The organism is Streptomyces violaceus (assembly GCF_036014075.1).
GTDB classification, from domain to species: Bacteria; Actinomycetota; Actinomycetes; order Streptomycetales; family Streptomycetaceae; genus Streptomyces; species Streptomyces violaceus.
On record NZ_CP107911.1, the window covers coordinates 278,691 to 304,405 of the forward strand.

22 protein-coding genes and 2 pseudogenes are annotated in these 25,715 nt (G+C 70.9%); 16 read left to right on the plus strand and 8 right to left on the minus strand.

Features of this window, described 5'->3' with window-relative positions; all coding sequences use genetic code 11:
• The first annotated feature begins 127 nt into the window (after positions 1–127).
• Both OG542_RS01280 and OG542_RS01285 read left to right on the plus strand, forming a co-directional pair.
• A complete protein-coding gene (locus OG542_RS01280; protein ID WP_328407418.1) occupies positions 128–1,465 on the plus strand; it encodes a CitMHS family transporter in 1,338 nt (445 codons plus the stop codon).
• A 12-nt stretch (positions 1,466–1,477) separates the two neighbouring features.
• Positions 1,478–1,696 (plus strand): hypothetical protein, encoded by a 219-nt coding sequence (locus OG542_RS01285; protein ID WP_328407420.1) that lies wholly within the window; start codon positions 1,478–1,480, stop codon positions 1,694–1,696.
• A gap of 13 nt (positions 1,697–1,709) precedes the next feature.
• Here the strand turns inward: OG542_RS01285 and OG542_RS01290 are convergent, their stop codons facing one another.
• Positions 1,710–2,594, minus strand: a complete 885-nt coding sequence (locus OG542_RS01290) for a hypothetical protein (RefSeq protein WP_328407422.1) — start codon at positions 2,592–2,594, stop codon at positions 1,710–1,712.
• Between the two features lie 146 nt (positions 2,595–2,740).
• Here OG542_RS01290 and OG542_RS01295 point away from each other — a divergent pair, with 146 nt between their 5' ends.
• Positions 2,741–4,186 (plus strand): glyceraldehyde-3-phosphate dehydrogenase, encoded by a 1,446-nt coding sequence (locus OG542_RS01295; RefSeq protein WP_328407424.1) that lies wholly within the window; start codon positions 2,741–2,743, stop codon positions 4,184–4,186.
• Positions 4,187–4,240: 54 nt separating this feature from the next.
• On the opposite strand, the gene OG542_RS01300 is transcribed toward OG542_RS01295, so the two are convergent.
• A complete protein-coding gene (locus OG542_RS01300) occupies positions 4,241–7,402 on the minus strand; it encodes an RICIN domain-containing protein (RefSeq protein ID WP_328407425.1) in 3,162 nt (1,053 codons plus the stop codon).
• A gap of 216 nt (positions 7,403–7,618) precedes the next feature.
• On the opposite strand from OG542_RS01300, the gene OG542_RS01305 reads away from it, so the two are divergent.
• The 4 genes from OG542_RS01305 to OG542_RS01320 are packed head-to-tail and all read left to right on the plus strand — an operon-like array spanning position 7,619 to position 13,172.
• The gene (locus tag OG542_RS01305) at positions 7,619–9,160 is read left to right on the plus strand and encodes an ABC transporter substrate-binding protein (RefSeq protein WP_328407427.1); all 1,542 of its coding nucleotides are present in this window, start codon (positions 7,619–7,621) and stop codon (positions 9,158–9,160) included.
• A 13-nt stretch (positions 9,161–9,173) separates the two neighbouring features.
• Positions 9,174–10,100 carry an ABC transporter permease gene (locus OG542_RS01310; RefSeq protein ID WP_261679237.1) on the plus strand — a complete coding sequence of 309 codons (927 nt, stop codon included), beginning with the start codon at positions 9,174–9,176 and terminating at the stop codon, positions 10,098–10,100.
• A 14-nt stretch (positions 10,101–10,114) separates the two neighbouring features.
• Positions 10,115–12,166 carry a dipeptide/oligopeptide/nickel ABC transporter permease/ATP-binding protein gene (locus OG542_RS01315; RefSeq protein WP_328407430.1) on the plus strand — a complete coding sequence of 684 codons (2,052 nt, stop codon included), beginning with the start codon at positions 10,115–10,117 and terminating at the stop codon, positions 12,164–12,166.
• A complete protein-coding gene (locus OG542_RS01320; protein ID WP_311129652.1) occupies positions 12,159–13,172 on the plus strand; it encodes an ABC transporter ATP-binding protein in 1,014 nt (337 codons plus the stop codon). Before OG542_RS01315 ends, OG542_RS01320 begins: the two co-directional genes overlap by 8 nt.
• On the opposite strand, the gene OG542_RS01325 is transcribed toward OG542_RS01320, so the two are convergent.
• Complete coding sequence (locus OG542_RS01325; protein ID WP_328407432.1) at positions 13,162–14,691, minus strand: hypothetical protein; 1,530 nt, start codon at positions 14,689–14,691, stop codon at positions 13,162–13,164. The genes OG542_RS01320 and OG542_RS01325 overlap by 11 nt on opposite strands.
• A gap of 255 nt (positions 14,692–14,946) precedes the next feature.
• On the opposite strand from OG542_RS01325, the gene OG542_RS01330 reads away from it, so the two are divergent.
• From OG542_RS01330 to OG542_RS01350, 5 genes are all read left to right on the plus strand, one after another.
• On the plus strand, positions 14,947–15,138 hold the full coding sequence (locus OG542_RS01330) for a hypothetical protein (RefSeq protein WP_311129650.1): 192 nt from the start codon (positions 14,947–14,949) through the stop codon (positions 15,136–15,138).
• 107 nt (positions 15,139–15,245) lie between these two features.
• Entirely contained in the window at positions 15,246–15,809 is a 564-nt protein-coding gene (locus tag OG542_RS01335; protein WP_328407435.1) for a MauE/DoxX family redox-associated membrane protein, read from the plus strand.
• Between the two features lie 94 nt (positions 15,810–15,903).
• Complete coding sequence (locus OG542_RS01340; RefSeq protein ID WP_328407437.1) at positions 15,904–16,458, plus strand: TlpA family protein disulfide reductase; 555 nt, start codon at positions 15,904–15,906, stop codon at positions 16,456–16,458.
• Positions 16,455–18,371 carry an ABC transporter ATP-binding protein gene (locus OG542_RS01345; protein ID WP_328407439.1) on the plus strand — a complete coding sequence of 639 codons (1,917 nt, stop codon included), beginning with the start codon at positions 16,455–16,457 and terminating at the stop codon, positions 18,369–18,371. The genes OG542_RS01340 and OG542_RS01345 overlap by 4 nt, the downstream gene beginning before the upstream one ends.
• The gene (locus tag OG542_RS01350) at positions 18,371–18,868 is read left to right on the plus strand and encodes a S26 family signal peptidase (protein ID WP_328417703.1); all 498 of its coding nucleotides are present in this window, start codon (positions 18,371–18,373) and stop codon (positions 18,866–18,868) included. The genes OG542_RS01345 and OG542_RS01350 overlap by 1 nt, the downstream gene beginning before the upstream one ends.
• 33 nt (positions 18,869–18,901) lie before the next feature.
• Here the strand turns inward: OG542_RS01350 and OG542_RS01355 are convergent, their stop codons facing one another.
• Both OG542_RS01355 and OG542_RS01360 read right to left on the minus strand, forming a co-directional pair.
• Entirely contained in the window at positions 18,902–19,075 is a 174-nt protein-coding gene (locus OG542_RS01355) for a CsbD family protein (protein ID WP_184586600.1), read from the minus strand.
• 209 nt (positions 19,076–19,284) lie between these two features.
• Positions 19,285–20,076 (minus strand): class I SAM-dependent methyltransferase, encoded by a 792-nt coding sequence (locus OG542_RS01360; RefSeq protein WP_328407441.1) that lies wholly within the window; start codon positions 20,074–20,076, stop codon positions 19,285–19,287.
• 208 nt (positions 20,077–20,284) lie between these two features.
• On the opposite strand from OG542_RS01360, the pseudogene OG542_RS01365 reads away from it, so the two are divergent.
• Both OG542_RS01365 and OG542_RS01370 read left to right on the plus strand, forming a co-directional pair.
• Positions 20,285–20,398, plus strand: a pseudogene (locus OG542_RS01365) (DUF1275 family protein); the annotation flags it as partial.
• Positions 20,399–20,575: 177 nt separating this feature from the next.
• Positions 20,576–21,022 (plus strand): GNAT family N-acetyltransferase, encoded by a 447-nt coding sequence (locus OG542_RS01370; protein WP_328417705.1) that lies wholly within the window; start codon positions 20,576–20,578, stop codon positions 21,020–21,022.
• A gap of 194 nt (positions 21,023–21,216) precedes the next feature.
• Here the strand turns inward: OG542_RS01370 and OG542_RS01375 are convergent, their stop codons facing one another.
• Complete coding sequence (locus OG542_RS01375; RefSeq protein WP_328417707.1) at positions 21,217–22,899, minus strand: hypothetical protein; 1,683 nt, start codon at positions 22,897–22,899, stop codon at positions 21,217–21,219.
• 162 nt (positions 22,900–23,061) lie between these two features.
• Here OG542_RS01375 and OG542_RS01380 point away from each other — a divergent pair.
• Together OG542_RS01380 and OG542_RS01385 are read left to right on the plus strand one after the other, a co-directional pair.
• A pseudogene (locus tag OG542_RS01380) lies at positions 23,062–23,304 on the plus strand (family 1 glycosylhydrolase); the annotation flags it as partial.
• Between the two features lie 178 nt (positions 23,305–23,482).
• Complete coding sequence (locus tag OG542_RS01385) at positions 23,483–24,310, plus strand: SAM-dependent methyltransferase (RefSeq protein WP_328407444.1); 828 nt, start codon at positions 23,483–23,485, stop codon at positions 24,308–24,310.
• A gap of 81 nt (positions 24,311–24,391) precedes the next feature.
• Here OG542_RS01385 and OG542_RS01390 read toward each other — a convergent pair whose 3' ends face one another.
• Together OG542_RS01390 and OG542_RS01395 are read right to left on the minus strand one after the other, a co-directional pair.
• Positions 24,392–25,306 carry a helix-turn-helix domain-containing protein gene (locus OG542_RS01390; RefSeq protein ID WP_328407446.1) on the minus strand — a complete coding sequence of 305 codons (915 nt, stop codon included), beginning with the start codon at positions 25,304–25,306 and terminating at the stop codon, positions 24,392–24,394.
• Between the two features lie 150 nt (positions 25,307–25,456).
• The gene (locus OG542_RS01395) at positions 25,457–25,687 is read right to left on the minus strand and encodes a DUF397 domain-containing protein (protein ID WP_184586619.1); all 231 of its coding nucleotides are present in this window, start codon (positions 25,685–25,687) and stop codon (positions 25,457–25,459) included.
• Positions 25,688–25,715: the final 28 nt, after the last annotated feature.

Below are 25,715 nucleotides of genomic sequence, written 5' to 3' on the forward strand. Positions count from 1 at the left end.
CGGATCGCATGAACAGATCCCGGTTTGATGCTGGACATGGCTCTTCCGGCGCTCGGACACTCTCGGCTATCCCCGTACGCCCCCCTCTCCGCCGCCGGGGACCGCCACCGAGAAAGCGAGCGTCACCATGCAGGCAGCCCTGGGCTTCGCCACGATCGCCCTGTTCCTGTTGCTCACCATGACCAGACGCGTCTCGGTCCTGGTCGCGCTGGTGGTGCTCCCGGTGCTGGCGGCGCTGGCGGGCGGCTTCGCGGGAGAGCTGGGCGGGATGGTGCTCGACGGGCTGTCGAAGGTGGCGCCCACCGGCATCATGATCGCTTTCGCCGTGCTGTACTTCAGCCTCATGGTGGACGCGGGCCTGTTCGATCCGCTGATCCGCGGTCTGCTGCGGACGGCGCAGGGCGATCCGCTGCGCATCACCGTCGCCACGGCCGTCCTGACGCTGTGCGTGGCCCTGGACGGCGACGGGGCTTCGACGTTCCTCATCACCGTCTCGGCACTGCTGCCCGTCTACCGCAAGCTGGGCATGAGTCCGCTGGTGCTGTCCGGGGTCGTCTGCCTGGGTGCCGGCGTGATGAACATGGTTCCCTGGGGCGGGCCGACGGTGCGTGCCATGGCGGCGCTGAAGCTGGAGAGTTCGGACGTCTTCACACCTGTGCTGCCCGCGATGGGCCTCGGCATCGCATGGGTCCTGGTGGCGGCCTGGCTGATCGGCCGCCGGGAACGGCAGCGTCTCGGCACACTCACCGTGCCGGGCCGGGAGGCAGTCGCCGACGAGCCGGCTCGTACGACCGCCACCGCGCCCGGCGACGGCCCCGGCGCGGTCCGGGTGACGGAACCGCCGCGGCTCTGGCTGACCGTCTTCAACCTGCTGCTGACCGTCGTCCTCGTCGTCTCCCTGATCCTGGAGGTCATGCCGCTGCCGGTGCTGTTCGTCCTCGGGTTCGCGGTGGCCCTCCTGGTCAACCACCCCACGTGGGAACAGCAGCAGGCGCTGCTCGACAAGCACGCGAAGAACGTCGTCCTCGTCACCACGATGATCTTCGCGGCCGGTGTGCTCACCGGGGTCCTGACCGGGACCGGGATGATCGACGAGATGGCCGAGGCGCTCGTGTCCGTCATCCCGGACTCCCTGGGCGGCCATCTGCCGGTGCTGGTGGCCGTCACCGGCATGCCGCTGAGTCTCGTCTTCCCCCCGGACGCCTACTACTTCGGCGTCCTGCCCGTCCTCGCCGAGACGGCGCACGGCTTCGGCACCGACCCGGCCGAGGTCGCCCGGGCCGCCATCCTCGGCCAGATGACGACGGGTTTCCCGCTCAGCCCGCTCACCGCCTCCACCTTCATCCTGGTCGGCATGAGCGGCGTCCAGCTCGGCGAGCACCAGCGCTTCATCTTCCGCTGGGCCTTCGCCACCACGCTGGTGATGACCGCCGGCGCCCTCCTCACCGGCGCCCTCTCCCTCTGACGGAGGCTCAGCGTGCCTGCCCGCACCGCGCGGTTCGTCCCGCTGCTGTTCGCCCTGTCCCTCGCCGCCTCCGCACTTCCCTCGGCCACGGCCCGGGCGGATCGTGCCCCGCGGCGGCGAACCCGGCCACGCGCCCGCTCTCACCGGGCCGACGTGCCGCCCATCGCGCCGTCGCCCGCGCCCGGGGACCGCGTCAGCGGGCGGTCCGACGCGGTCCGGGTGCCCGGCTGAGCACAGGCAGCTGTCAGGTGCTCGCCGAGGTCAGGCGTTCGAGCTGGGCGGCGGCCGTCGCGGCCTTGCGCTCGGCTTCGCGGACGCGGCGGTCGGCCGTACGCGCCTGTTCCCGGGCCGTCCGCTGGGCAAAGCGGGCCTGCTGGTGCTCGCCCCTGACGCTGTCCAGTTCCTCGGTGAGCTCGCCGACGCGCAGCTGGAGGCGGTCCACCTGCTGTTTCGCCTCGTCCACGGCCCGGCCGGCGGCCGCCGCCTCGTCCTGAAGCGCCCGCAACTCCCGCTCGGCGGCCTCGGCCTCCCGCCGGGCCTGGGCCACTCGCTTCCGCTGCTGCCCGTCGGCCTTCCGGTCCGGGCGGGAAGGGGCCGCCGCGGCGGGTGGGTGACTCCGCCCCTCGGCGCTCCCCGCGACGGCACGCTCCGCGACGGCCGGAAAGCCGACGGCGGCACTCAGCGGCTTGACCAGCCGGCCGCTCGCCCAGGCCCGGGCGGCCTCGGGGTCGGCCAGGACGGCGTGCAGGGTGGTCTCGACCTCGCGCTGCACGCCGTCGCCGATCGGATGGCCGGCCTCCGCGGCGAGCTGCCGGGCCTGCGCGGACAGGGCGCGGACGACCGCGTGCTGCTGCCGGCTCAGCTCACGCAGCTGTGTGCCGTCCAGGTCGTGGTGGGCCTGCCGCAGGCCCTCCCCCAGGCGGAGCAGGGGCTCGACCTCGCCGGGGAGGCTGCGGACCAGGAGGTTGCCGACCCAGGCCGCGAGGCTGGGCTTGCGCAACTCGCCGATCCGGTCGGCGAGGTCCCGGTCACCGGCGGTACGGGCGGCGGCGACGGCCGAGGCGCGGGCCGCGGTGAACTCCTCCGGCCGCAGGGCGTACAGCTCGTCGGCCACGGCGTCGTAGTCCATGAGCGTCCCTTTCGCGTGGAAGATCCGTTTCGATCGTCTCAGGCCACGCCGTCCGGGGCTCGCGGGAGGTTCCGGAGGCACCCCGTTCATGATCGGAAAATCGACGGTTTAACATATGAGCGCCGCCTAGCTCGAAAGATGGATCTGTGACTGTCAACGACGACTCGTTCACCAACTGGAAGAACCGCGAGGAGATCGCGGAGTCGATGATCCCGATCATCGGGAAGCTGCACCGGGAGCGGGACGTGACGATCCTGCTGCACAGCCGCTCCCTGGTGAACAAGTCGGTGGTCAGCATCCTCAAGACCCACCGGTTCGCCCGGCAGATCGCCGGGGCGGAGCTCTCCGTCACCGAGACGCTGCCGTTCCTGAAGACCTTGGCCGAGCTCGACCTCGGGCCGTCCCAGATCGACATCGGCATGCTCGCCGCGACGTACCGCGAGGACGACCGCGGTCTGTCGGTCGCCGAGTTCACCGCCGAGGCCGTCGCCGGTGCCACCGGCGCCAACAAGATCGAGCGCCGCGAGGGGCGTGATGTCGTCCTCTACGGGTTCGGCCGCATCGGCCGGCTCGTGGCCCGGCTGCTGATCGAGAAGTCCGGTTCGGGCAACGGCCTGCGGCTGCGCGCCATCGTCGTGCGCGGCGGAGGAGAGCAGGACATCGTCAAGCGTGCCTCGCTGCTGCGCCGCGACTCCATCCACGGCCAGTTCCAGGGCACGATCACCGTCGACGAGGCGAACAGCACGATCGTCGCCAACGGCAACGAGATCAAGGTCATCTACGCGAACGACCCGTCCGAGGTCGACTACACGGCGTACGGCATCAAGGACGCCATCCTCATCGACAACACCGGCAAGTGGCGCGACCGCGAGGGCCTGTCGGAGCACCTGCGCCCGGGCATCGACAAGGTCGTGCTGACCGCGCCCGGCAAGGGCGACGTCCCGAACATCGTCCATGGCGTCAACCACGACACGATCAAGCCGGACGAGCGGATCCTGTCCTGCGCGTCGTGCACCACGAACGCGCTGGTGCCGCCGCTGAAGGCGATGGACGACGAGTTCGGCGTCACGCGGGGCCACGTGGAGACCGTCCACTCGTTCACCAACGACCAGAACCTGCTGGACAACTACCACAAGTCCGAGCGCCGGGGCCGTTCCGCGCCGCTCAACATGGTCATCACCGAGACCGGTGCCGCCTCCGCCGTCTCCAAGGCGCTGCCCGAACTGAAGGCGAAGATCACCGGCAGCTCCATCCGGGTGCCGGTGCCGGACGTCTCCATCGCGATCCTCAATCTGCAGCTCGCGCGCGAGACCACCCGCCAGGAGGTTCTCGACTACCTCCGTGACGTCTCCCTGACCTCGCCGCTGAAGCGCCAGATCGACTTCATCAGCGCCCCGGACGCGGTCTCCAGCGACTTCATCGGCTCGCGCCACGCCTCGATCGTCGACGCCGGCGCCACCAAGGTCGAGGGCGACAACGCGATCCTCTACCTCTGGTACGACAACGAGTTCGGCTACTCGTGCCAGGTCATCCGTGTCGTGCAGCACGTGTCCGGCGTGGAGTACCCGACGTACCCGGCTCCGGCGGTCTGATCCCGGTCGACGACGCGGGGCGTGCCAGGACGGCACGCCCCGCGTCGTCGTGCGTCAGGAGCGGGTCAGCTCGATCCTGTACTCGCGTGTCTGCGAGCCGTCCTCGCTGCTCACGGTCACGACGGCTTCGCGTGCGGCCTCCTTGCGGACGGTCACGGTCGCGTACGGATCGCGGGACGTCGCGGTGATCCTCGCCCGGTCCGGGCGGTCGGAGGTCACGCGGTAGCTCGTCCGGTCCGGGTCGAAGCCGCCGACCGGCACACCGTCGACCTCGACCGAGGCGGCCCCGGCGTCCGAGGAGGTCCCCGGCGCCTTGGCGCGCAGCTCGATCTCTCCGAGGGTGATGTAGCCGCCCGGGCGTGCCGTCATGGCCACGCGTACCCCGGTCACCGGGCCGGTGGCGCGCACCGGGACGTCGACCACAGGCGTGCCCTCGGTGCCTACGGCGACCTCGTCGCTCGCGTCGGCCCAGGTGCCGTCGGCCCCGCGCACCTGCACCTTGAGGGACTCCGCGAAGCTGAGGTTGGCTCCGTCACGGTGGAAGTGGGTCACGACCCGGGTCAGATCGCGCGCCTCGGGGAGGATGAAGGTGATGGTGTCGGACGGGTTCTTCGTGCCTGATCTCCAGTTCGACCAGGCCTTCTCGGACGTGTTTCCGTCGCGCAGGCCCTCGGCGGAGTAGCCGCTCTCGGTGTATGTCGCGCCGACCGTCACACCTTCGTCGGGCGCGGTGTTCGTCTCCCGGGGTGCGGTGACCTGGACGCGTACGGTCGCCGCTGCCGTCGTTCCGCCGGGGACCTGGGCGGTGCCGCGCAGGGTCACCACCCCGGCGTCGTCGAACGCACCGTCGGGTGCGGGGTCCCAGGTGACCGGGAGGTCCGCCGTTCCACCGTGCCGTCCGACGCCGGTGACCGTGGTGGGCAGGTCGGGGCGTCCGCCGGTGTAGGTCTTGACATGGGCCGGGAGCGTCGAGGCTACGGTGTCCACGGTGACGACCGCTTCGGCCCGGACGGTCCGGCCGAGCGCGTCAGTCGCCCGGCCCTTCACCCGGACGGTTCCGGCCTTGCGCCACCGTGACTCGGAGGGCAGCGTCCACTGCACGGGGAGCGATCCCCGGGCGCCGTCCCGGTAGACGGGTGTCACGGTCCCGGGCAGTTCGGGCGTGCGGCCGGGGACGGTGAACGCCTTGGCCTGCTGTGTACGGAGCACTGTCTCGTCGGTGACGGCCCACCGCTGGTTGGCGTTGGAGGTGGGCAGGAAGGCCGATACGCGGGCGCCGTCCGCTGTCGCCTGCCCGACGACGTCGAGCAGGCGGCCCGTGGCGGCGTTGACGAAGGTCCAGGTGCCGTCCCCGGTGGTCGACATGATCCACTGGGCGGCCGGGGTGTCGCTCTCCTCCAGCACCGCTTCGTTGTCGCGCACGGCGAGTCGCGTGCCCGTGGCGGCGTTGACGAGGGCGTAGCGCTCACGGTTGCCGTCGCCCCTGGTCAGCTGCTTCACGGACCACAGCTGGGACTTGGCGGCCGGGTCTGCCGTACGGACGACGACGCCGTTGCCTTCGGCGGACGGGGCCAGGGACTTGCCGCTCTGGGCTCCCTGAAGGCGGTAGACGTGGCCGGGCTGGACGAGCGCGGCGTCCTTGGCGGCACCCGACACACCGTCGACGAGCAGGGTCGTGACCGACTTCGGCGGCACGGTCACCGTGGCGGAGGCGCCGTTCACCTTGATCGGGGCGCCGCGGACGAGCGCGCCGTCCGCACTGGTCACGACGGGGGTCACCTTGGCGCCGGATGCGACGCGTCCGAAGCGCGAGAGGTCCAGGGTCACGGCGCGCGGGGCCGTTCCGCTGTTGACGTGCACGACGGTCGCTCCGCGTCCCGACTTCCGTACGGCGGCGACGCTGGAGGGGTCGTCGGCCTTCACGAAGTGGTCGCCGGGGCGGATGTGGTGGGTGAAGTTGCGCAGGGTGTGGAACTTGGTGTTGGCCCGGATCGGGCAGGTCTCCAGGGTGTCCTTCGCGGTGCAGTTGAACGGGATGTGGATGCTGCCCCAGTTCTTGCCCGCCTGCGCCTGCGGGATGGAGTCCTCCACCGGCTGCCACAACACCCAGGCGGACGGCTCCAGTTCACGGATGTCCTCGACGACCCGGGTGGCGATGCCGAGTCCCGGCTCCATGCCGGTGAAGTCGGTGCCGGTCCCCCAGGTGCCCTCCACCTCGCTCATCCAGAACGGCCGGTCGGCGGCCTTGGCGCTGTCGCGGGCGCTGGTGCGCATGCCGGTGCCGTAGGTGTGCACGTTGAGCTGGTCGACGGCCGCGCGGGCGGAGCTGTCGTAGGCGTTCCAGTTGCGGACGAAGGTGCTCGGGTTGGTCTCGTCCATGGCGGAGACGGTGGCGCGGGTCTTCGCCTTGTCGAGGGCGCGGCGCAGGGCCAGTACGACCTTCTGCTGGAGTTCCGGGCCGGCGTGCGCGCCTTCCTGGCGGCCGCCGGTGGGCTGTCCGTCGGGGCCGATCTGCGTGCCCCAGTAGTTGGTGTTGGGCTCGTTGAGCGGGGCGAGGGTGTCGAACTTGATGCGGTGCTTCTTCTCCAGTTGCTCCGTCACCTTGACCAGGTAGGTGGCGAAGTCGTCGACGCGGTCCGGTCGTATCTGGTCGGTGTTGGCGTCGAAGCCTCCCGAGACATAGCCGCTGACGGTCTGGAACCAGGGCGGCGAGTTGCTGAAGGCCTCCCACTTGGTCACCTTGCTCTTGACCCGGTCCACCCACCAGCGCTGCCCCGGGTCGGCGGACCAGTCCCAGTGCTCGGGGTTGCCGGGGTTCCACCAGTCGGTGTCCTCCCTGGTGGTGCCCGCCGGGGCCTTCCAGAAGCCGTCCATCGTCGCGCCGGTCTTCATGTAGTCCTTGCGGACGTCGGGCGCGTTGCCACCGCCGATGTTGTAGCGCGCGATGTTGAGGCGGAGGCCGTCCTCGCCGAACAGCATGTCGGCGAGCTTCTGGCGGATGGGTTCCGGGTAGCGGCCCGTGATGTTGGCGAACCAGACGAGGCTCGTCCCCCACCCTTCGAACTCCTGCTGCCGGTAGGACGGGTCGATCCCTACCGTGACCGCGCTGCCGGGCGGTTCGGCGGCAGGGGCAGGAGGCGCGGTCACGAGTCCCGCGCCGAGTACCAGGGGGACGGCTACCGCCAAGGCCGGGGCGAGGCGATGTCTGCTGGACATGGATTCCCTTCGGGAGTGAACAGAACCGCGCAGAACCAATCGAGTTTCCCGAATGTTTTAGGACGGCAATCAACACGTCAAGAGGTGGGACGAGTTGGGAACCGACGCACACCCCTTGACGCGTTCCGCCTCGCCACCCCAATAATGACCATCCATCTAACGTCCACATATCTAAACAACGTTCTCTGTTGTGTACGGAGCGAGCACGGAGGCGCAGTGACCGGTTTAGGCACCACCCGCAGTCGTCCGATCGTCGCCTCCCTCGCCGCCCTGCTCGCCCTCCCCGGCTGCTCGGTGGCCGGTGCCGACCCCATCGGCGGCGGTCCGGACACCCTGCGCATCGTCCTGCCCGAGGAACCGCCGACTCTCGAACCCTGTGACGCCTCGCTGACCGCGACGGGCCGGGTCACACGGGCCAACATCACGGAGGCGCTCACCGAGCGCGAACCGTCCACCGGACGTCTGGAACCCGCCCTCGCCACCAAGTGGACCCGGGATTCGGCCACTTCGTGGACCTTCACCCTCCGCAGGGGTGTCACCTTCCACGACAGGACGCCCTTCACGGCGGCCGCCGCCGCGTTCTCCATCGAGCGCGCCACGGATTCCGGCATCGACTGCAACGTCGACGGCTACATCTTCGCGGACAGCGAGCTCACCGCCACGCCCCTCGACGACACCACCCTCCGGGTCACCACGGCGAAGCCCGACCCGATCCTGCCGCTACGCCTGTCCTTCGTCGAGATCGTGCCGACGAGCACCGACCCCGACTCCCGGGTGCGCGAGCCGGTCGGCACGGGGCCCTACCGGATCGACGACTGGAACCAGGGACGTCACCTGAGACTGAAACGCTTCCCCGGCTACTGGGGCAAGGCTCCCGAGTTCGCCGCGGCCACCTACGTCTGGCGCGCCGAGGGCAGTGTGCGCGCGGCCATGGTGACGAACAACGAGGCGGACGTCGCCATCGGGCTCGCCCCCGAGGACGGGGCCGGTGACCGCGCGGTCGAGTTCGCCACCAACGAGGTGTCGTACCTGCGGATGGACGCCACCAAGCCGCCCCTGGACGACCTCCGGATCCGACAGGCCGTCAACTACGCGATCGACCGGGAGGGGCTGGTCACCGCGGTCTTCGCCGGCCGGCCCAGCGGGCAGCTCGTGTCGAAGGGCGTGACCGGCTACAACCCGCGCATCAAGCCATGGCCGTACGACCCGGAACGGGCCCGAAGACTCGTCGCCGAGGCCCGCGCCGACGGAGCCCGCACCGGCACCACCATCACCCTCGTCGGCCGCAACGGCATCTACCCGAAGGCCGCCGAGGCGATGGAGGTCGTCCAGGACGGTCTGATCAAGGCCGGACTGAAGGTCAGGATCAAGATGCTCGACGTCAACGCCTGGCTGGAGTACCTGCTGCGCCCCTTCCCCGCCGGCGACACCGGCCCCACCCTGCTCCAGGCCCAGCACGGCAACCAGGCGGGCGACGCCGCCTTCACGATGGGCCAGATCTACGGCAGTGAGGGAGCCCAGAGCAGCTACGGCACCGACGCGCTGGACACGCTCATCGAGGAGGCGCAGCTCGCCTCGGGCGGGAAACGGCAGCAGGCGTTCGCGGACGCGTTCACCCATCAGAACGACGAGGTCGTCCGGGACGCCGTCATGGCCAACATGACCGGCCTGCTGGCCCTCTCCCCGAAGGTCCGCTACCGGCCCGACTCGGCCACCAACGACGAGATGCGCCTCGCCGACATGCGCCGCGCGGACTGAGGGAGGACATCACGTGCTGACCTTGCTGCGCCGCCGCGCGGTCTCCAGTGTCATCCCGCTGCTCGTGGTGGTCCTGGGAGTCTTCTTCCTGGCCCGCCTCACCGGGGACCCCGCCAACCTGTATCTGCCGCTGAGCGCGACGCCCGAGATGCGGGCCGAGTTCGCCGCCCGTAACGGCCTGGACGACCCGCTGATCAGCCAGTTCGGCGACTATCTCGCCCAGGTCGCCCACCTCGACTTCGGCGAGTCGCTGCGCACCGCCCAGCCGGCGGGCGAGGCCGTCCTGCGGGCCTTCCCCGCGACGCTCCAACTGGCCGGCTGGACGATGCTGCTGGCCATCGTGGGCGCCGTGGTCATCGGCAGCCTGGCGGCCTACCGGCCGAACTCGGCGACCGACCGGATCGCGAGCTTCCTGTCCTCCACGGCCGCCAGCGTCCCCGACTTCTGGATCGCCATCATGGGCGTGCTGGTCTTCGCGGTCACCCTGGGCTGGCTGCCCACCTCCGGCACGAGCGGCGCGGCGGCGTGGGTGCTGCCCGTGGCCACGCTGCTCATCCGTCCGTTCGGCGTGCTGGTCCAGGTGGTGCGAGGCGCCATGGTCTCGGCGCTGTCCGCCCCGTATGTGAAGGTGGCGCGCGGCAAGGGGGCCTCCGAACTCCGGGTGGTCTTCGGGCACGCCCTGCGCAACGCCGCCGCACCGGCCCTGACCGTCGCGGGCGATCTGGCCGTGGGGCTGGTCAACGGGGCGGTCGTCGTCGAGACGATCTTCGGCTGGCCCGGTATCGGCAAGCTCATGATCGACTCGGTGCTGCAGCGCGACTTCGCGGTGCTTCAGGCGGCGGTCCTGCTGACCGCCCTGGCGATCTTCGCCCTCAACATCCTGGTCGACCTCTGCCACGCGCTTCTCGACCCGCGGGTACGGCAGCGGGCGGCGGCATGAGCCAAGGACGGGACATGCTTCAGAAAGCCACACCCCAGACAGACGGAACGACCGTACGGCGGCGATGGTTCGCCCTGCTCCTCCGGGACCGGTTCGCCTGCGCCGCGGCCCTGCTCCTGCTCCTGGTCGCGCTGAGTGCCGTACTGGGGCCGCTCCTGGCCGGGGACCTGGCGACCCGTCAGAACCTGCGTGACCCGGGCCGGCCTCCCTTCAGTCTCGACCACGGCTGGGCCTTCGTCCTCGGCAGCGACTCCCTGGGCCGGCCCGTCGCCGCGCGGCTGCTGGCCGCGGCCGGGACGACCCTGGCCGTGGCGGTGCCCGCCGTGCTGTGCTCGCTGGTCATCGGCTCGGTGTGGGGCATGTGGGCCGGCTATCACGGCGGCTGGCGCGAGAGCGTGTCGCTGCGGGTGGCCGACGTGATCCTCAGCTTCCCGTCGCTGCTGCTGGCCGTGGTCGTGCTGTACGTGTTCTCGCCGAGTGCCGCGAGCATCGTGCTGGTGCTGGCCGTCGCCCGCATCCCCGTGTATCTGCGCACCGCCCGGGCCGAGGCCGCGGAGCTGCGCAGCCGGCTGTTCATGGACGCGGCCCGGACGTTCGGCACGGGCAGCTGGGCGGCCATCCGGCGCCATGTCGCGCCGGGCGTGCTGCCCACGCTGCTCACCGTCGCCGCGCTCGACTTCTGCTTCGTGATGCTGGCCGAGTCCTCGCTGAGCTTTCTGGGCATCGGCATTCAACCGCCGGACGTGAGCTGGGGGCTGATGGTCGCCCAGGGGCGGCAGGAGCTGCAGAGCGCGTGGTGGATCGCGCTCTTCCCGGGACTCGCGATCGTCGTCACGACCGTGTCGGCGACCGTTCTCGCCTCCTGGGCCCGGCTGACGACGGATCCGGGGCAGCGGTGGCGGCAGGGGCTCGGGCGGCGTTCCCGGGGACCGCGTGCGGCGGGCGGGGGCCGCGAGGGTTCGGTGACGGGGAGCGCGGCCGCCGCCGGCGGCCGCACGGAGAGCGCGAGCGGTGCGCTGCCCGCCGACCCGTCCACGGGCACCGCCCCGGTGGACAACGACCGCTCCACCGGCGCCGAGGGCCTGTCTCCGGCCGGCGTCCTCGTCGTGGACGACCTGTCCGTCGACGTGCATACTCCGGCCGGGCCCGTCCATGTCGTCCGCGGCGTGAGCTTCGCCGTGCGGTCGGGCGAGACGCTGGCGCTGCTGGGCGAGTCGGGCTGTGGCAAGAGCATGACCGCACACGCCGTCGCCGGTCTGCTCGACCCGGTCGCCGAAGTGGTGGGCGGGCAGGTCCGGCTCGACGGCGAGAACCTGCTCGGGCTCGGAGCACGGGCCAGGCGCCGGCTGGCCGGCCCGGGTCTGGCCATGGTCTTCCAGGACGCGCTCAGCGCGCTCAATCCAGTCCACACGGTCGGAGCACAGCTCGCCGAGCCGTTCCGCATCCACGAGGGCATGTCCCGGCGCGCGGCGCGGGCCAGGGCAGTGGAGCTGATGGAACGCGTGGGCATTCCGGAGGCCCGCTCCCGGGCGGACGCCTATCCGCACCAGTTCTCCGGAGGCATGCGGCAGCGCCTGCTCATCGCGACGGCGGTCGCCCTGCGGCCGAAGGTCCTGATCGCCGACGAGCCCACGACGGCCCTGGACGTCACCGTGCAGGCGCAGATCATGGACCTTCTCGGCGAGTTGCGCGGCGAACAGCGGACGGCGCTCGTCCTCATCACACACGACCTCGGGCTCGCCGCCGAGCACGCGGACCGGGTCGCCGTCATGTACGCGGGGACAGTGGTGGAGACCGGGCCGGTGGCCGAGGTGTTCGACCGGCCCCATCACCCGTACACCCGGGGCCTCTTGGAGTCGGTACCGGCCGAGCAGCACCGGGGCTCCCGCCTGACGTCGATTCCCGGGAGCCCGCCGGACCCGGCGGCGGTGCCGGCCGGCTGTGCCTTCCGTACGCGCTGTCCCATGGCCCGGGAGCGGTGCGTGACCCACCGTCCGGCGCTGACCGGCACCGGAGCCGGCCGGACCGCCGCCTGCCACTTCGGGAAGGAACTGGCCGATGCCTGAACGCGGGACCCTGCTGGAGGCCACCGGTCTGGCAAAGAGCTTCACGGTCCGGCGGACCGTGCGCGGCGGCACCCGGCTGCGGGCGCTGGACGGGGTGGACCTGACCCTCGGGCGCGGGGAGACCCTCGGTCTCGTCGGCGAGTCCGGCTGCGGCAAGTCCACGCTGGCCAGGGTCCTCCTGCGGCTGGAGCGGCCCGACGCGGGCACCGTGCGGTACGAGGGCGTCGACCCGTTCGCTTTGTCGGGTGCGGAGCTGCTCGCCTGGCGGCGGAAGGTGCAGATGGTCTTCCAGGACCCGTTCGGTTCGCTCAACCCCCGCCTCAGTGCGGCGGATCTCATCGGGGAGCCCTGGCTGGCCCATCGCGGCCTCGTCCCTCCTTCGCGGCGGACGGCGCGCGTCGCCGAACTGCTGGAGATGGTCGGCCTGCGCGCGTCGGACGCGGCCCGCCATCCGCACGAGTTCTCCGGCGGTCAGCGGCAGCGGATCGGCATCGCCCGGGCCCTGGCGCTGGAGCCCGAAGTGATCGTCTGCGACGAACCCGTCTCCGCGCTGGACCTGTCTGTACAGGCGCAGGTGCTCAACCTCCTGTGCGACCTGCGGGACGAGCTGGGGCTGTCGTACGTGTTCATCTCGCACGACCTGTCCGTGGTGCGGCACCTCGCCGACCGGGTCGCCGTGATGTACCTCGGCAGGATCGCGGAGACGGGCCCGACGGAGGAGGTCTACGAGCGGCCGCGCCACCCCTACACGGAGGCGCTCCTGTCGGCGGCCCCCTCCCCCGTGGCCGGCGGTGGCCGCCGGCGGCAACGCATCGTGCTCACCGGCGAGATCCCCTCTCCTGCCGACCCACCGTCCGGTTGCCGGTTCCGGACCCGGTGCCCTCGGGCGCGGGACCTGTGCGCCGAAGCCGTACCCGAACCTCCGCCCGGTGCGCCCCTCCACGGTGCGGCATGCCACTTCCCTCTTGAGGAGACACCCGAGGGGACACCCGCGGTCACGGCTTGACGGCTGAGGTCATTTCGACGGCGTCCACCAGGAACTCCTGGTCCCGTGCCCCCGTGCAGCGCTGCTGGGCGATCTCGGCGCCCGCCGCCCGGTCGTCGGCGCCGTTGATGCCGAGGCACATACCGTTCTGCACCACGTGGATCCGATAGGCGTCGGCCCCGGAGCCGCCGACGGGGTCGAAGAAGAAGTGCTGGCTGGTGCGGTCCGCCGAGCAGCTCTCCCAGGGCCAGGGTTCGAGCAGTCCCTCGACGACATGGCCGCTGCCCAGCGCGGTGAGACAGCCGTCGCCGTACACCGGGTGGCGCCATTGGATGTAGTACGAGCCTGTGTTGCCGACCGACACCAGTGACAGGTCAGGCGGTGTGGCGTCGGCACAGGGGCGCTGCACGGCGACCTGGCTCCGGTAGCGCCCCTTGCGGTCGTGGCCTTCGGTGACGCACAGCTTGGGCGCCAGGGCCGGCCGGATCCGGGATGGTCCCGGATCCGGGCCTTCGACGTCGGTGGTCGAGGAGGGGAGCGAGGAGGGGTCCAGGCGCGGTCCGGCACCGGCCGCGCGCGCTCCCGTGCCCCGGTCGCTCGTCTCGCCGGGCAGCAGCGCCCAGGCTCCGACGGCGGCGAGCAGGAGCGCGGCGACGGCGGAGGCGGCCAGGGCTCGTCGGTTCGTGACCCGGCCTGCAACCCGGCCGGCGACCGGGCGCACGGCCGGGGGTCCGGCGGGGCGTTCCGGGGTCGAGGCGGGCGTCGGACCGGGCGTCGGTGCGTCGACGGCGTGTGCCGGGTGATCGTCCGCGTGCGCCGCCCCATCAGTCGGGTGCGTCGAGCTGTCGTCCATGGGTGTCTGTCCGTCATGCGCGGGCGTCGACCCGCCGTCCACGGGTGTCTGTCCGTCATGCGCGGGCGTCGACCCGCCGTCCACGGGCGTCCGTCCGTCATGCCCAAGCGCCGACCCGCCGTCCACGGGCGTCCGTCCGTCATGCCCAAGCGCCGACCCGCCGTCCACGGGCGTCCGTCCGTCATGCCCAAGCGCCGACCCGCCGTCCACGGGCGTCCGTCCGTCATGCCCAAGCGCCGACCCGCCGTCCACGGGCGTCCGTCCGTCATGCCCAAGCGCCGACCCGCCGTCCACGGGCGTCCGTCCGTCATGCCCAAGCGCCGACCCGCCGTCCACGGGCGTCCGTCCGTCATGCCCAAGCGCCGACCCGCCGTCCACGGGCGCAGCCCCGCCGTCCGCTTCCGACGGCTCGGCGGTGGCCAGCCGGTCCCTGGCCTCCAGCCAGACGGCGGCATCCTCGTTTCCACCGCACGCGCGGACGAACGCGACGACCACCTCGGCACGCGGCAGCGAGTCCCGGCGCAGCGCGTCGGCCGCGGTGCTTCGCGCGAGCACGTCACCGCGCCGTTCCGCGTTCGCTTCCAACTGCCGGTAGGTCAGACCGGACTGTTCCTTGAGCCATCGCAGGCAGGCCACGAACTCCGCGGCGCTGCGCGCCTCGTGTGGCAACGGACGCTGTCTCCCCATGTCCGGCCATCCTCGTCGTGCCCCTGGCCATGGACAATCCGGAATTCTGCCAATCCCCGTCCCGTCGCTTTCGTGTTCCGGACACCACATCGGCGGTGCCGGACGGGATCCGGACAACGCCGCGACCAGCCCGGACAGCGCCGCCGCGTCCGGGACAGCCGAAGTCCCTGGTGCGCGGAATGCCCGTCCGCACAGGCTGGGTGCCCTGCCGGTCGAGCCCGTCCGAGGCCGACCAGGACGAAAGGACATAGCCCGATGAAGTCGATTCGCACTCTCGCCGACCGGATGCTGAACCGCCTGCTGCCGCGGGAGACCGCCGGGGCGTGCGAGTGGTGGTACCGCTGCATCCGCAACCAGCCCTGTTCTTCACACAACCAGTACACGCAGCGCGTCTGGTCGTGCGATCTGAACCGCCGCGAGTTCGTGCGGTGCGGCTGCACGTCGTAAGGCCGGTCCTGTTCCAGGCGGCCGGGCCTCTGAGGGGGGGCGGGGCCCGGCCGCCGATCGCCCATCTCCGACCCCTGATCTCCGGTTTTCCCTCGCGAGGAGCATCCGTGACCTTCCTTTCGGTGACATGCCAGGCCATGCTGGCGCTGGTCTTCGCGATCGCCTGTGTGAGCAAGGCACGCGGCCGGGCGTCGTTCGCGGGGTTCACGGACGCGGTCGTGGCACTGGGGCGCGTGTCCCGCCCCTGGGCGACCTGGGTGGCGGCCGGGATCATCGCCCTGGAGGGCGCGACCGTGCTGTTGCTCCTCGTGCCGGGGTGGGGCAGCGCGGGGCTGTGGGTGGCGGCGGTCCTGCTGACCGGCTTCACGTACGCCATCGCCCGCGCCCTCAGAGACGGCACCGCGGTCGCTTGCCGCTGCTTCGGAGCCTCCGGCGATCACGCTACGGGACCGACCCAACTCGTCCGCAACGCCCTGCTGTTCGCCGCCCTCGCGTTGGCCGTACCAGGGGTACCGGGCGCCGGATCCCTGTCCTGGCAGGGCTGGTTCGCGGCCTGGCTGATCGGTGCCGTGTGTGCCGTGGTCGTGGCGACCGGGGACGAAGTGGTCGCGCTGTTGCGTCCCGCGCGTCAGGGCCCCGTCCCCGCCCCCCGTCCGCACGAAGCCCTCTGATCCACCGTGATTCGCCAAGTCACCAAGTCTCTAAGCCATCAAGTGATCGAGTCACCAGATCGTCTTATGATCCGCCTATCCGGAGAGGCCTGCCATGGTCTACCTGGCCGTCGCCCTCGTGGCTGTCGCCGCCCTGTGCACCTGGGATCTGTTGCTGACCCTCGCCGTCCTCCGCAGACTCCGCGACCGGCCCAACGGCACCATGGGGGCCGACACGGGCGGCATCCCCGTGGGGGCGACCGTGGGTTCCTTCGCCACGCGCTGCGTGGAGGGCGCCCCGCTCACCGAGAGGGACCTCGCCGACGGGGCCCTGGTGGCGTTCTTCACCACCGGCTGCGTTCCTTGCCGGAACAAGCTGCCCGCCTTCGTCGAGGAGGCCGGGACGATGGGCGGCCGCCGCCAGGTGATCGCCGTCGTCGTGTCGCCCGGTGCCACGCCGGACGAGACGGCGGAGGCCGAGACCATGGCCCGCCGACTCGCCCCCGTCGCAAGGGTGCTGGTCGAGGAACCCGACGGCCCCTGCACCGCGGCCTTCGGCGTCACTGCCTTTCCCTGCCAGTTCGCCGTCTCGGCCGCGGGCGGAACGGCGCCCACCGTACTGGCCGTGGGCAACGCGGCGCTCACCGCCTCGCCGGTCGGGTCGGCATGAGCGGCACACCCGCCGGCGCCCCCCGTACCTCCGCCCGCCCTGGCAGTGCTCCCGCCACTCCCGGCGCCCGGGACCTGGGCCGTGCCCTGTGCCTGGCGCTCCGGCTGGCGTTCCGCTCGTCCCCGTGGGTGCTGGCGAGCCATCTCGCCGTGACCCTGGTGTCGGCCGCCGCTCCCGTCGTGGCCACCTGGCTGGTCAAGGACATCCTCGACATGCTCACCTCGGGAACGCCGGGAACGCCGGGAACGTCCACCGCCGGCATCGCCGCCCCCGCGGCCACCCTGGCCGCCATCAGCACGGTGGCCGCCGTAGCCCCTCAGCTCACCGGCTATCTGCGCGCCCGGATGATGCGCGCGACCAGCCTGCGCGCTCACGAGGACCTGCACGCGGCGGTCGACACCTTCACCGGGCTGCGCAGGTTCGAACACCCCGAGTTCCTGGACCAGTTGAGGCTGGCCCAGCAGGCGGGAGGACTCGCCCCCTCCCAGGTGGTCGAGGGGGCGGCCGGTCTCACCCGCAGCGCGGTGCTGCTGGCCGGGTTCGTCGGTTCCCTCGCGGTCCTCGACCCGTTCCTGGCCGCCGTGGTGTCCCTCTCCGGCATTCCGGTGCTGTGGGCGGAGATCACGCTCAGCCGCAGGCGCGCCCGCACGTTCTGGGACATCAGCCCTTCCGAACGCCGGGAGATCTTCTACGCGACCCTGCTCACCAGCGTCGAAGCCGCCAAGGAGATCCGGCTCTACGGTGCCGGGGGTTTCCTGCGGGGCCGGATGATGAGCGAACGCCGTGCCGCCGACGCCCTGCGGGAACGGCTGGACCGCAGTGAACTGCGCATCCAGTCGGCGCTCCAGACCGCCGCCGCCGTCCTCGCCGGAGCCGGTCTGCTGTGGGCGGTCGGGGCCGCCTCGCGCGGGGCGATGACCGTCGGCGACGTGTCCATGCTGCTGGCCGCGATCCCCGCCGTGCAGAGCGGCATCGGCGGACTGGCCGGTGAACTGGGCCAGGCACACCACTCGCTGGTGATGTTCGACCACTACGTCACCATCGTCCGGCTCGGCCCCGACCTCCCCGCTCCGCACCGGCCCCGCCCGGCGGGCCCCCTGCGCGAGGCGATCGAGATCCAGGACGTCTGGTTCCGCTACGAGGACGAACTGCCCTGGGTACTGCGGGGCGTGAACCTGCGCATCGAACGCGGCACGGCACTCGCCCTCGCGGGCGTCAACGGCTCCGGAAAGTCCACGCTGGTCAAGCTCCTGTGCCGGTTCTACGACCCCACACGCGGACGCATCCTGTGGGACGGCACCGACCTGCGCGACATCCCGGCGGCCGAGCTGCGCGCACGCATCGCCGCCACGTTCCAGGACCCGATGCGCTACGACCTCACCGCCCGGGAGAACATCGCCATCAGCGAGCTGACCGCGCTCGAGGCACCCCGGCGCTGCGAGGAGGCGGCGCGGCTGGCCGGGATGCACGAGGATCTCGCCCGGCTGCCGGTCGGCTACGCGACCATGCTGAGCCGGACCTTCCGCTCCGGTGAGGGCGACGGTAGCGGGAGCGGGGTCCAGTTGTCCGGCGGACAGTGGCAACGGATGGGCCTGGCCCGGTCGTTCCTGCGTACGGACGCGGATCTGCTGATCCTGGACGAGCCCAGTTCGGGCCTCGACCCGGCGGCCGAGTACGAGATCCACGCCCGGCTGCGCGAACGCCGTGCCGGGCGGACCAGCGTGCTGATCTCCCACCGGCTGGGCGCGGTCAAGGACGCCGACGTCATCGCCCTCCTGGAGGACGGGCAGGTCCGCGAACTCGGCGACCACCGGCGGCTGCTCGCCCGCGGCGGCACCTACCACCGGTTGTTCACTCTTCAGTCCAGCGGCTATCGGGACGAGCCGACCGAGGCGGAGGGGGCGTGCCCGTGATGCCGATGAGCTGGGCGGGTCCGAGCGCACTGGTCCTGACGGTCGGGGTGCTCGTTCTCGTCCTGCGCAGGAGCTGCGTACTGCTCGATGTCAGCGGGGGCAGTATGCGGCCGGCCTTCGCGGACGGGGACCGGCTGCTGGCGGCCAGGCTGCCGGTGCGCCTGGTGCACCTCATGTCCCTGATGCGGGTGGTACGACGCGGAACGGTGGTAGCGATCAGGCTCAAGCCGGCGCCCGGCCCGCGCACCGCCCAGTCCGCGTCCCCTACGTGCATGATCAAGCGGGTCGCGGCCCTTCCGGGCGAAGCGGTTCCGGTGCCGGACAGGGGGACGGGCAAGGTGCCCGCCGGGCACGTCTACGTTCTGGGCGATCACCGCGCGACCAGCTGGGATTCACGGCATGCCGGGCCGATTCCCTATGAGCGGCTCACGGCCGTGATCGTCTGCCGGGTCCGCCGCGGTGACGCGAGCACCGCGGGGCTCCCGACGGGCACGTGACAGGGGCCCCGCCGCGGCAGGGCCCCCACGCGCTCAGTGCTTGAAGACGTCCTTGGTCTTCTCCTTGGCCTGCCGGGCGTCTCCCTTGGACTGCTCCGCCCGGCCCTCGGCCGTCAGCCGCTCGTTACCCACCGCACGGCCGATCGTCTCCTTGGCCTTTCCCTTGGCCTGCTCGGCCTTCGCCTTGGACTTCTGCTCTCCAGCCACGATTCGCTCACTCCAAGTCGTGTCCGACTTCGGGGTCACCTCCCGAGTGACCTCGGGAAGGTACGGTCAAACGTGACGGCCAGTGGAGCCAGGAACCCAGGGGCGCTGGTCTGGCGTCCAGCCGCAACTCATCGGGCAACCGCCCCGACGTAGAGCAGCGACTGCGCCCCGCGTTCCGGGCAGTTGGTGAGGAACGTGACCCGGTCGCCTCAACAAGATCGTGTGACGGGCTCACGGCGAACCGCGTACCCCAGATACGTCACCACCGGGCTGCTCTCCGGCTCCAGCACCATGTCGACGAGCTCCGGCAGCTGATCGTCGGTCAGCGTGCCACGCCTGCGCCCGCGCGTCGCGCGCACCAGGCCGCGTACGTCGCGCGGCTTGAACGCCGAGACATCCTTCGCGGACAGCCCCGCCCGGTCCAGGGACTCGGCAAGCTCCACCGGGCGGCGCAGCCGGTGCGCGGCATATCGGCCCCGGGGCATGATCCGTGTCCCCGGGAAGCCTTGGAAGGCACCGAGGTAGATGAGGCGGGACACGGGAGTGCGGTTCACCGTGTCGTAGACGAAGGCCGCGCCGGGGCGCAGCACGCGCGCAGCCTCCTCGAGGACGGCGTCCGGCCGTTCGGTGATCTCGAGGGTGTCAGCGCAGTACACGAGGTCGAAGGAGTCGTCCGGGACGTCGAGTCCCTCCGCGGGCGTCGTCAGGTACATGACGCCCAGCCCGTCGTCCGCGTCCAGGGCCAGGGCCGTCGCGGCGGGGGACGGATCTGCGGCTACGACCTCGAATCCGAGCCGGGCGAGGCCGCGGGCCAGAAGGCCGCGCCCGCTGCCGACGACGAGCGCCCGGCTGCCGGTCGCCGCGAGGCTCAGTTGCCCGAGCACGCGGCGCAGGTACTCCATCCGTACGGACTGGAAGGTCAGGGCCCGGATGTGGCGGCCGTCGACGGCCGCGGGTCCGGCGGAGTCGAGTGCGATGTACGGGGCGGTGGGTCCTGACATGGCAGGCTCCCTCGACGCTCGGAGTCAGGTTCCCTGAGGGAACCTAACATCGACGAGTTCCTCACCAACGGCTGCCTCCACTGGTCGAGGAGGGCGTGCGTGGGGTCTGCGGGGCCGCCCGCCCGGATCACAGCATGCTGTCGCTCACACTGGCCGAATGTCCGACGCGTCTCCAGCCCTCGCGACCGATGCCCGGCGGGTGGCCATCATGACCGTCCTCACCATGCCGGCCGGTGCGGTCGACGCCGTCAGCTTTCTGACGATGGGGAAGGTGTTCTGCGCGCTGGCGACCGGCAGCGTGCTCTTCCTTTCCTTCGCGCTGGCCGGTGACGGTGGCGCGGCCCGCCACCGCGATCGGCGCGTTCATGGCCGGGGCGGCCATCGCGGCCGTCGTACTGAAGCAGGCCCGACCCGGCCCCCGCCCGCGGTCCTGAACTGCACTTCCCCCCCGCGGCAATCGCGGTTGACGCGCCGCGACACGCACCGGTTTGCTGGGCCGATGGCCGACCTTCGCATCCAAGCAGTGGACGACGACGCCTCGATCCACGATTGGCAGTACGTCCACAACCTGATCATCCCCGGTGACGTACTGTCCCTCGACGACATCCGTGCCCGCACCGGCCGCAACCGCATGGAAGTCGCCTACCTCGGCGATGTCCTGGTCGGCTGCACCACCGTGCGCCCGCCCACCGGCGACAATGGCACCACCGCCACGGTCATCGCCCGCGTCCTGCCCGAGCACCGCCGCCGCGGCCTCGGCACCCGACTCTACGAGCGCGCCCTGGACCAGGCCCGTGCGCTGAACGCCCAGGTGATCGAGACCGTGGTGCTGGCTTCCAACCCGGACGGACTGCGCTTCGCCGAGCATCACGGATTCGTCGAAATCGAACGCTATCTGCTGCGAGAGGGCGACACCGTACCCTGGATCGACCTGCGGCTTGCCTGATGCGCCGGCCAGACCCAGGGCTCCGGGGCCTTGTCGGCCCGGCAGAAGGAGGCAGGCTCGTTCCATGGGTCTGCCAGGTCGCGGTCACTACGGTTCCCGCATGAAGCCGACGCCTCGTTCCTGCGCCCCATCGGCACAGGTGCCGCAGCGGGCAGCAAGCTCCGGTTCCACATCGTCAGCGAGCCTCCGGCGGGTCAGTGGCAGCATCCGTCGTCCGGCCGGGGGCCGGGCCCGGTTTCCAGGCGGCAGAAGCAGGACGCCTCGACGGGGACATCGGCCAGTGCGGCCGCCATCTTCAACTGCTGGGCGACGAGGGCCGCCTCGCCGGTCTTGCCCGTCCGGAGCAGGCATTCGTGGAAGCCGTGCAGGGACCAGACGTTGCCGGGGTGCTGGAGGGCGCGGGGCAGGGTGGCGTCGAGGCCGAGGTCCGCGCGGTAGACGGCCTCTGCCTCCGCCACACGGCCCTGTTCCAGCAGCAGTGCGCCGTAGGCGTGGCGGGTGGGTTGCATCCAGCCCCACGGCTCGTCGTAGGGGAGGCTGTCGTCCAGCTCGATGGAGCGCTCCAGGGCGGCGAAGGCGAGGTCGTGGTTGCCCCTGCGGTATTCGAGCTCTCCGTCGAGCATGGCCGACGCGATGGCGAGGATGTCGTGGCAGGTGTTGTTGAACAGCATCCGCGTCTCGGGCACCCGGCTCACCGCTTCGCGGAAGAGCTCGCGCTCGGCTTCCGCCCGGTCGACCTCTCCGGTGGCCGAGAGGGCGACGCCGCGGGCGTAGTGCCGCATGGCGGTGGTCACCGAGTAGAGCTCGGGGTCGGCGGGGGCGGGCAGGGCGAGGATGTCGGTCCAGCGGCCGAAGCGGATCAGCACGTGGACGCGCATGGCCAGGAAGCCTTCGAGCCAGTCGGCCATCGGAGGGCTCGGCACGCGGAGGAGGTCTTCGGGGATGGCCGCTTCCAGCTGAGCGGCGGTGTCGAGGGCGACCCGCGCCTGGCCGAGGAACATGGCCCCGTAGATCTTGAAGTGGTAGTTGTGCGCCCGGTAGAGGGTGTAGAAGTTCATCGCGCCGGCGCGCCGATGGTACTTCTCGTCGACGGCGATCGCGTCGCTGTTCGCCGCGACGACCCGACGGTAGTCGCCGCACAGGACGTCGAGGTGCGAGGGCATGTGGTGCAGGTGCCCGGCGTCGGGCACGATGCCGCGCAGACGGTCGGCGACGGTGAGGGCCTGTTCCGGCGTCGGGGACATCTCCATCAGGTGGATGTACAGGTGCAGCACCCCTGGATGGCCCACGCCGGCATCGGTGGCGAGGGCGCCGTCCAGTACTGCCTTGGCCTCCACGGTCCGGGCGCCCTCGGCCGGCTGCCCGGTCCTCAGGTCCCACAGCCGCCACGGGGTGAGGTTCATCAGGGCGTCGGCGTGGAGGGTGGCGATGTCCGGGTCGTGGGGTGCCAGTTCGTACACCGCGCGCATCGCGTCCGCGTAGGGCTCGTTCCAGACCGAGCAGTCCTCGACGGCTTCCGACTGCGGATAACGGGCGCGCAGCGCGGCGATCAGGGCCTGTTCGACCGGGGTGGCCCGGACGGCCTTGTCATGGGCCCGCTCGACGGCGGTGTGGGTGCGTTCGACGGTTCGTACCAACTCGTCGTCGTCGAAGAATTCCCAGGGCTTGTTGTAGTTCGGACCGAGCGCGTAGGCGATGCCCCAATACGCCATAGCGCACTCCGGGTCGGCCTCGGTGGCCTTTTCGAAGCAGGCGACGGCTTCCTCGTGGTGGAAGGCGTACGTCCACAGCAGACCGCGATCGAACCAGAGCTGAGCTGCGGAAGAGGACGTGGTGACGGGACGGCTGTAGGCGCCGAGGTCGTAGTAATCGTCCATGGTCATCTCCTGGAGAATCGGCCCGACCCGGTGAGAATAGCGGCCGCGCACATTTTCTCGCCCCTCTACCAATTCTGACTATTACCAGATCACCATTTCGGTTTTCGGTAAAGTGCGCGTATCCAGCTGGACGGCCGGGTGAATCCCAGCCCATCCCCTGCTGGGCACGGCCTGGCCGTACAGGCGTGGCGGGCGGCCGACGTACGCGAGGCGGGCATCACCCTCAACCTCGACCACAACCTCCCCGCCACCGACTCCCCCGCCGACCGGTCGGCCGTGACCCGCGCCGACACCCTGCACAACCTGGTGTGGACCTGGCCCGTCGCGTCCCTCCTCGACAACTTCGAGTGGGCCTTCGGCTACGACAAGCGTTTCGGCATCGTCCGCGTCGACTACGCCACGCAGTAGACCTCGTCAGTCACAAACAGTGACATAGCAGGCACTCCCACCGTCGGAGGCAGTCATCTTGTCGTTCGATCGGGGGCACCTGCCCCGAGAGGCTGGCACCGCCCAACTCCCGCTCCCTAGGATGTACTTCCTGTCCAGCCAGTCCGTTGGCGCGGCACCTTGCGCAGGGGGAACGATGCACTCCGAGAAGCAGTTGTCCACCGAGATCAACGCGAACGTGCCGACGGCAGCGCGCATGTACGACCACTACCTGGGCGGCAAGGACAACTACGCGGCGGACCGCGCCGCGTGCGAGGAACTCGACAAGGTCGTGCCCAGCACGCGCCACCTGGCCCTCAACAACAGGCGTTTTCTCCAGCGCGTGGTGCGGACCCTGTCCGAGGAGTACGGCATCCGGCAGTACCTGGACCACGGCTCAGGCCTGCCGACGCAGGACAACGTGCACCAGGTCGCCCAGCGCATCGACCCCACCACGCACGTGGTGTACGTGGACAACGACCCGATGGTGCTGGTCCACGGCCGGGCGCTGCTGGAGCAGGACGAGCGCACCACCGTGATCCACGCGGACATGCGCGAGACCGACCTGATCTTCGACCACCCCGACACCAAGCGGCTGATCGACTTCTCCCAGCCGGTGTGCGTGCTCTTCAACTCGGTGTTCCACTGCATCCCGGACAGCGACACCGACGGACCGCTCGCGGTGGCCCGCCGAGTCCGGGAGCGGCTCGCGCCCGGCAGTTTCCTGGTGATGTGCCAGCTGGTCAGCGAGGATGCCGAAGTCCGGGAGTTCGTCACGAACTTCATGGACCAGGCCACCCAGGGCCACTGGGGCCGTGTGCGTGAGCCGAAGGACGTCGAGGCGTACTTCGAGGATCTGGAGATCCTCGAGCCGGGCCTCATGGAGGTGTCCACCTGGCGTCCGGACACCGAGGTGGCGCCGCGTCAGCTGACCCATGAGTGGATCGAGTTCGGCGGCGTGGGTCGGATTCCGCTGGAGAAGTAGCGAGAGCACCTCTCCCGGGAGTGCCTCTCGCTCAAGTGCCTCTCGTGTGACGCCGGTCGTCCCGCGAGAGGCATCCGCACGTCACGGGTAGCGCTGCTCCATCGTCTGATGCAGCAACTCCAGGGAGTCACGGGGCTTGAGCGCCTCGTCCGCGAGCCGGTCCAGCGCGATCCGGTACTCCTCCGTCTCGTCGCGGTCCTCGAGGAAGTTCGCGCTCTTGATGTGCTCCAGGTAGACGACGTCGGGCAGGTCGAGGCCGCCGAAGCGCAGATACGTGACCGGGATGGCCGGCGCCGAGGCGTTCGTGACGCTCAGCGGCACGATCTGCACCGTCACATTCGGTCGCTCCGCCATCTCGACGAGATGCGTGAGCTGTTCCCGCATCACGTCGGTGCTGCCCAGGACGCGCAGCAGCACGGACTCGTCGATGACCGCCCACAGTTGCGGGGCTTCCTGCCGCAGCAGCAACCGGGCCCGGTGCCTGCGGAGTTCGACACGCCGCTCCACCTCACCGGCCGGTGCGTTCGGCAGGCCGCGCTCCACCACGGCCCTGGTGTAGGCGGGTGTCTGCAACAGGCCCGGCACGTACTGGATCTCGAAGGTACGGATGGTGGCGGCGGCCTCCTGGAGTCCGACCAGCCGGTCGAACCACTCGGGCATCAGCCGCTTGTCGTACCGCTGCCACCAGCCCGGCTCGCCGGCCCGCCGCAGCAGCTTGAGCAGCACCGACACCTCGTAGTCGTCGGTGCCGTACAGCTGGAGCAGCGCGCGGACATCGTTCTCCGTCGGCGGGCGGCGGCCCTTGCCCGACTCGATGCGGGACAGCTTCGCGGGACTGAACCCGACAGCGCGCGCCGCTTGGTCCTGGGCGAGTCCGGCGTCCTCACGGAAACCAGCCAGTTGCACACCGACCAGCATCTTCAGCAGAGTCGGCGCCGGCTCGGGCCTGTCCAGATAGGGTTCCAGACGGGAGATGCGATGCGACGCGGCGGACATCCTGACTCCCAGCAGACCGGCACAAGGGCGACTTACACTATCGCACTCGCCCGGGCGTCTCCGCATCGGCCCGTAGAAGCCCCACAGAAGTAGAGAGTTGGGCTCCACTTCGCCATGGGGGATTCACAACGCCGGGCTCCGCACCGCCCTTCAGAGCAGGTGGTCGAACTCGCCGTCCTTGGCCCCGGCCAGGAACGCCGCCACCTCCGCCGCCGTGTAGACGAGCGCGGGCCCGTCGGGATCACGGGAGTTGCGCATCGCGATCCCGCCGTCCACGAGAGGGGCGACTTCGACGCAGTTGCCCTCGGCGTTGCTGTGCCGGCTCTTGATCCAGCAGGCGTCCAACGTGCTTGCCTGCACTCCGTTCTGCACTGGTGGCACCGCAGTCTCCTTGCTGTTCTCGTACCCC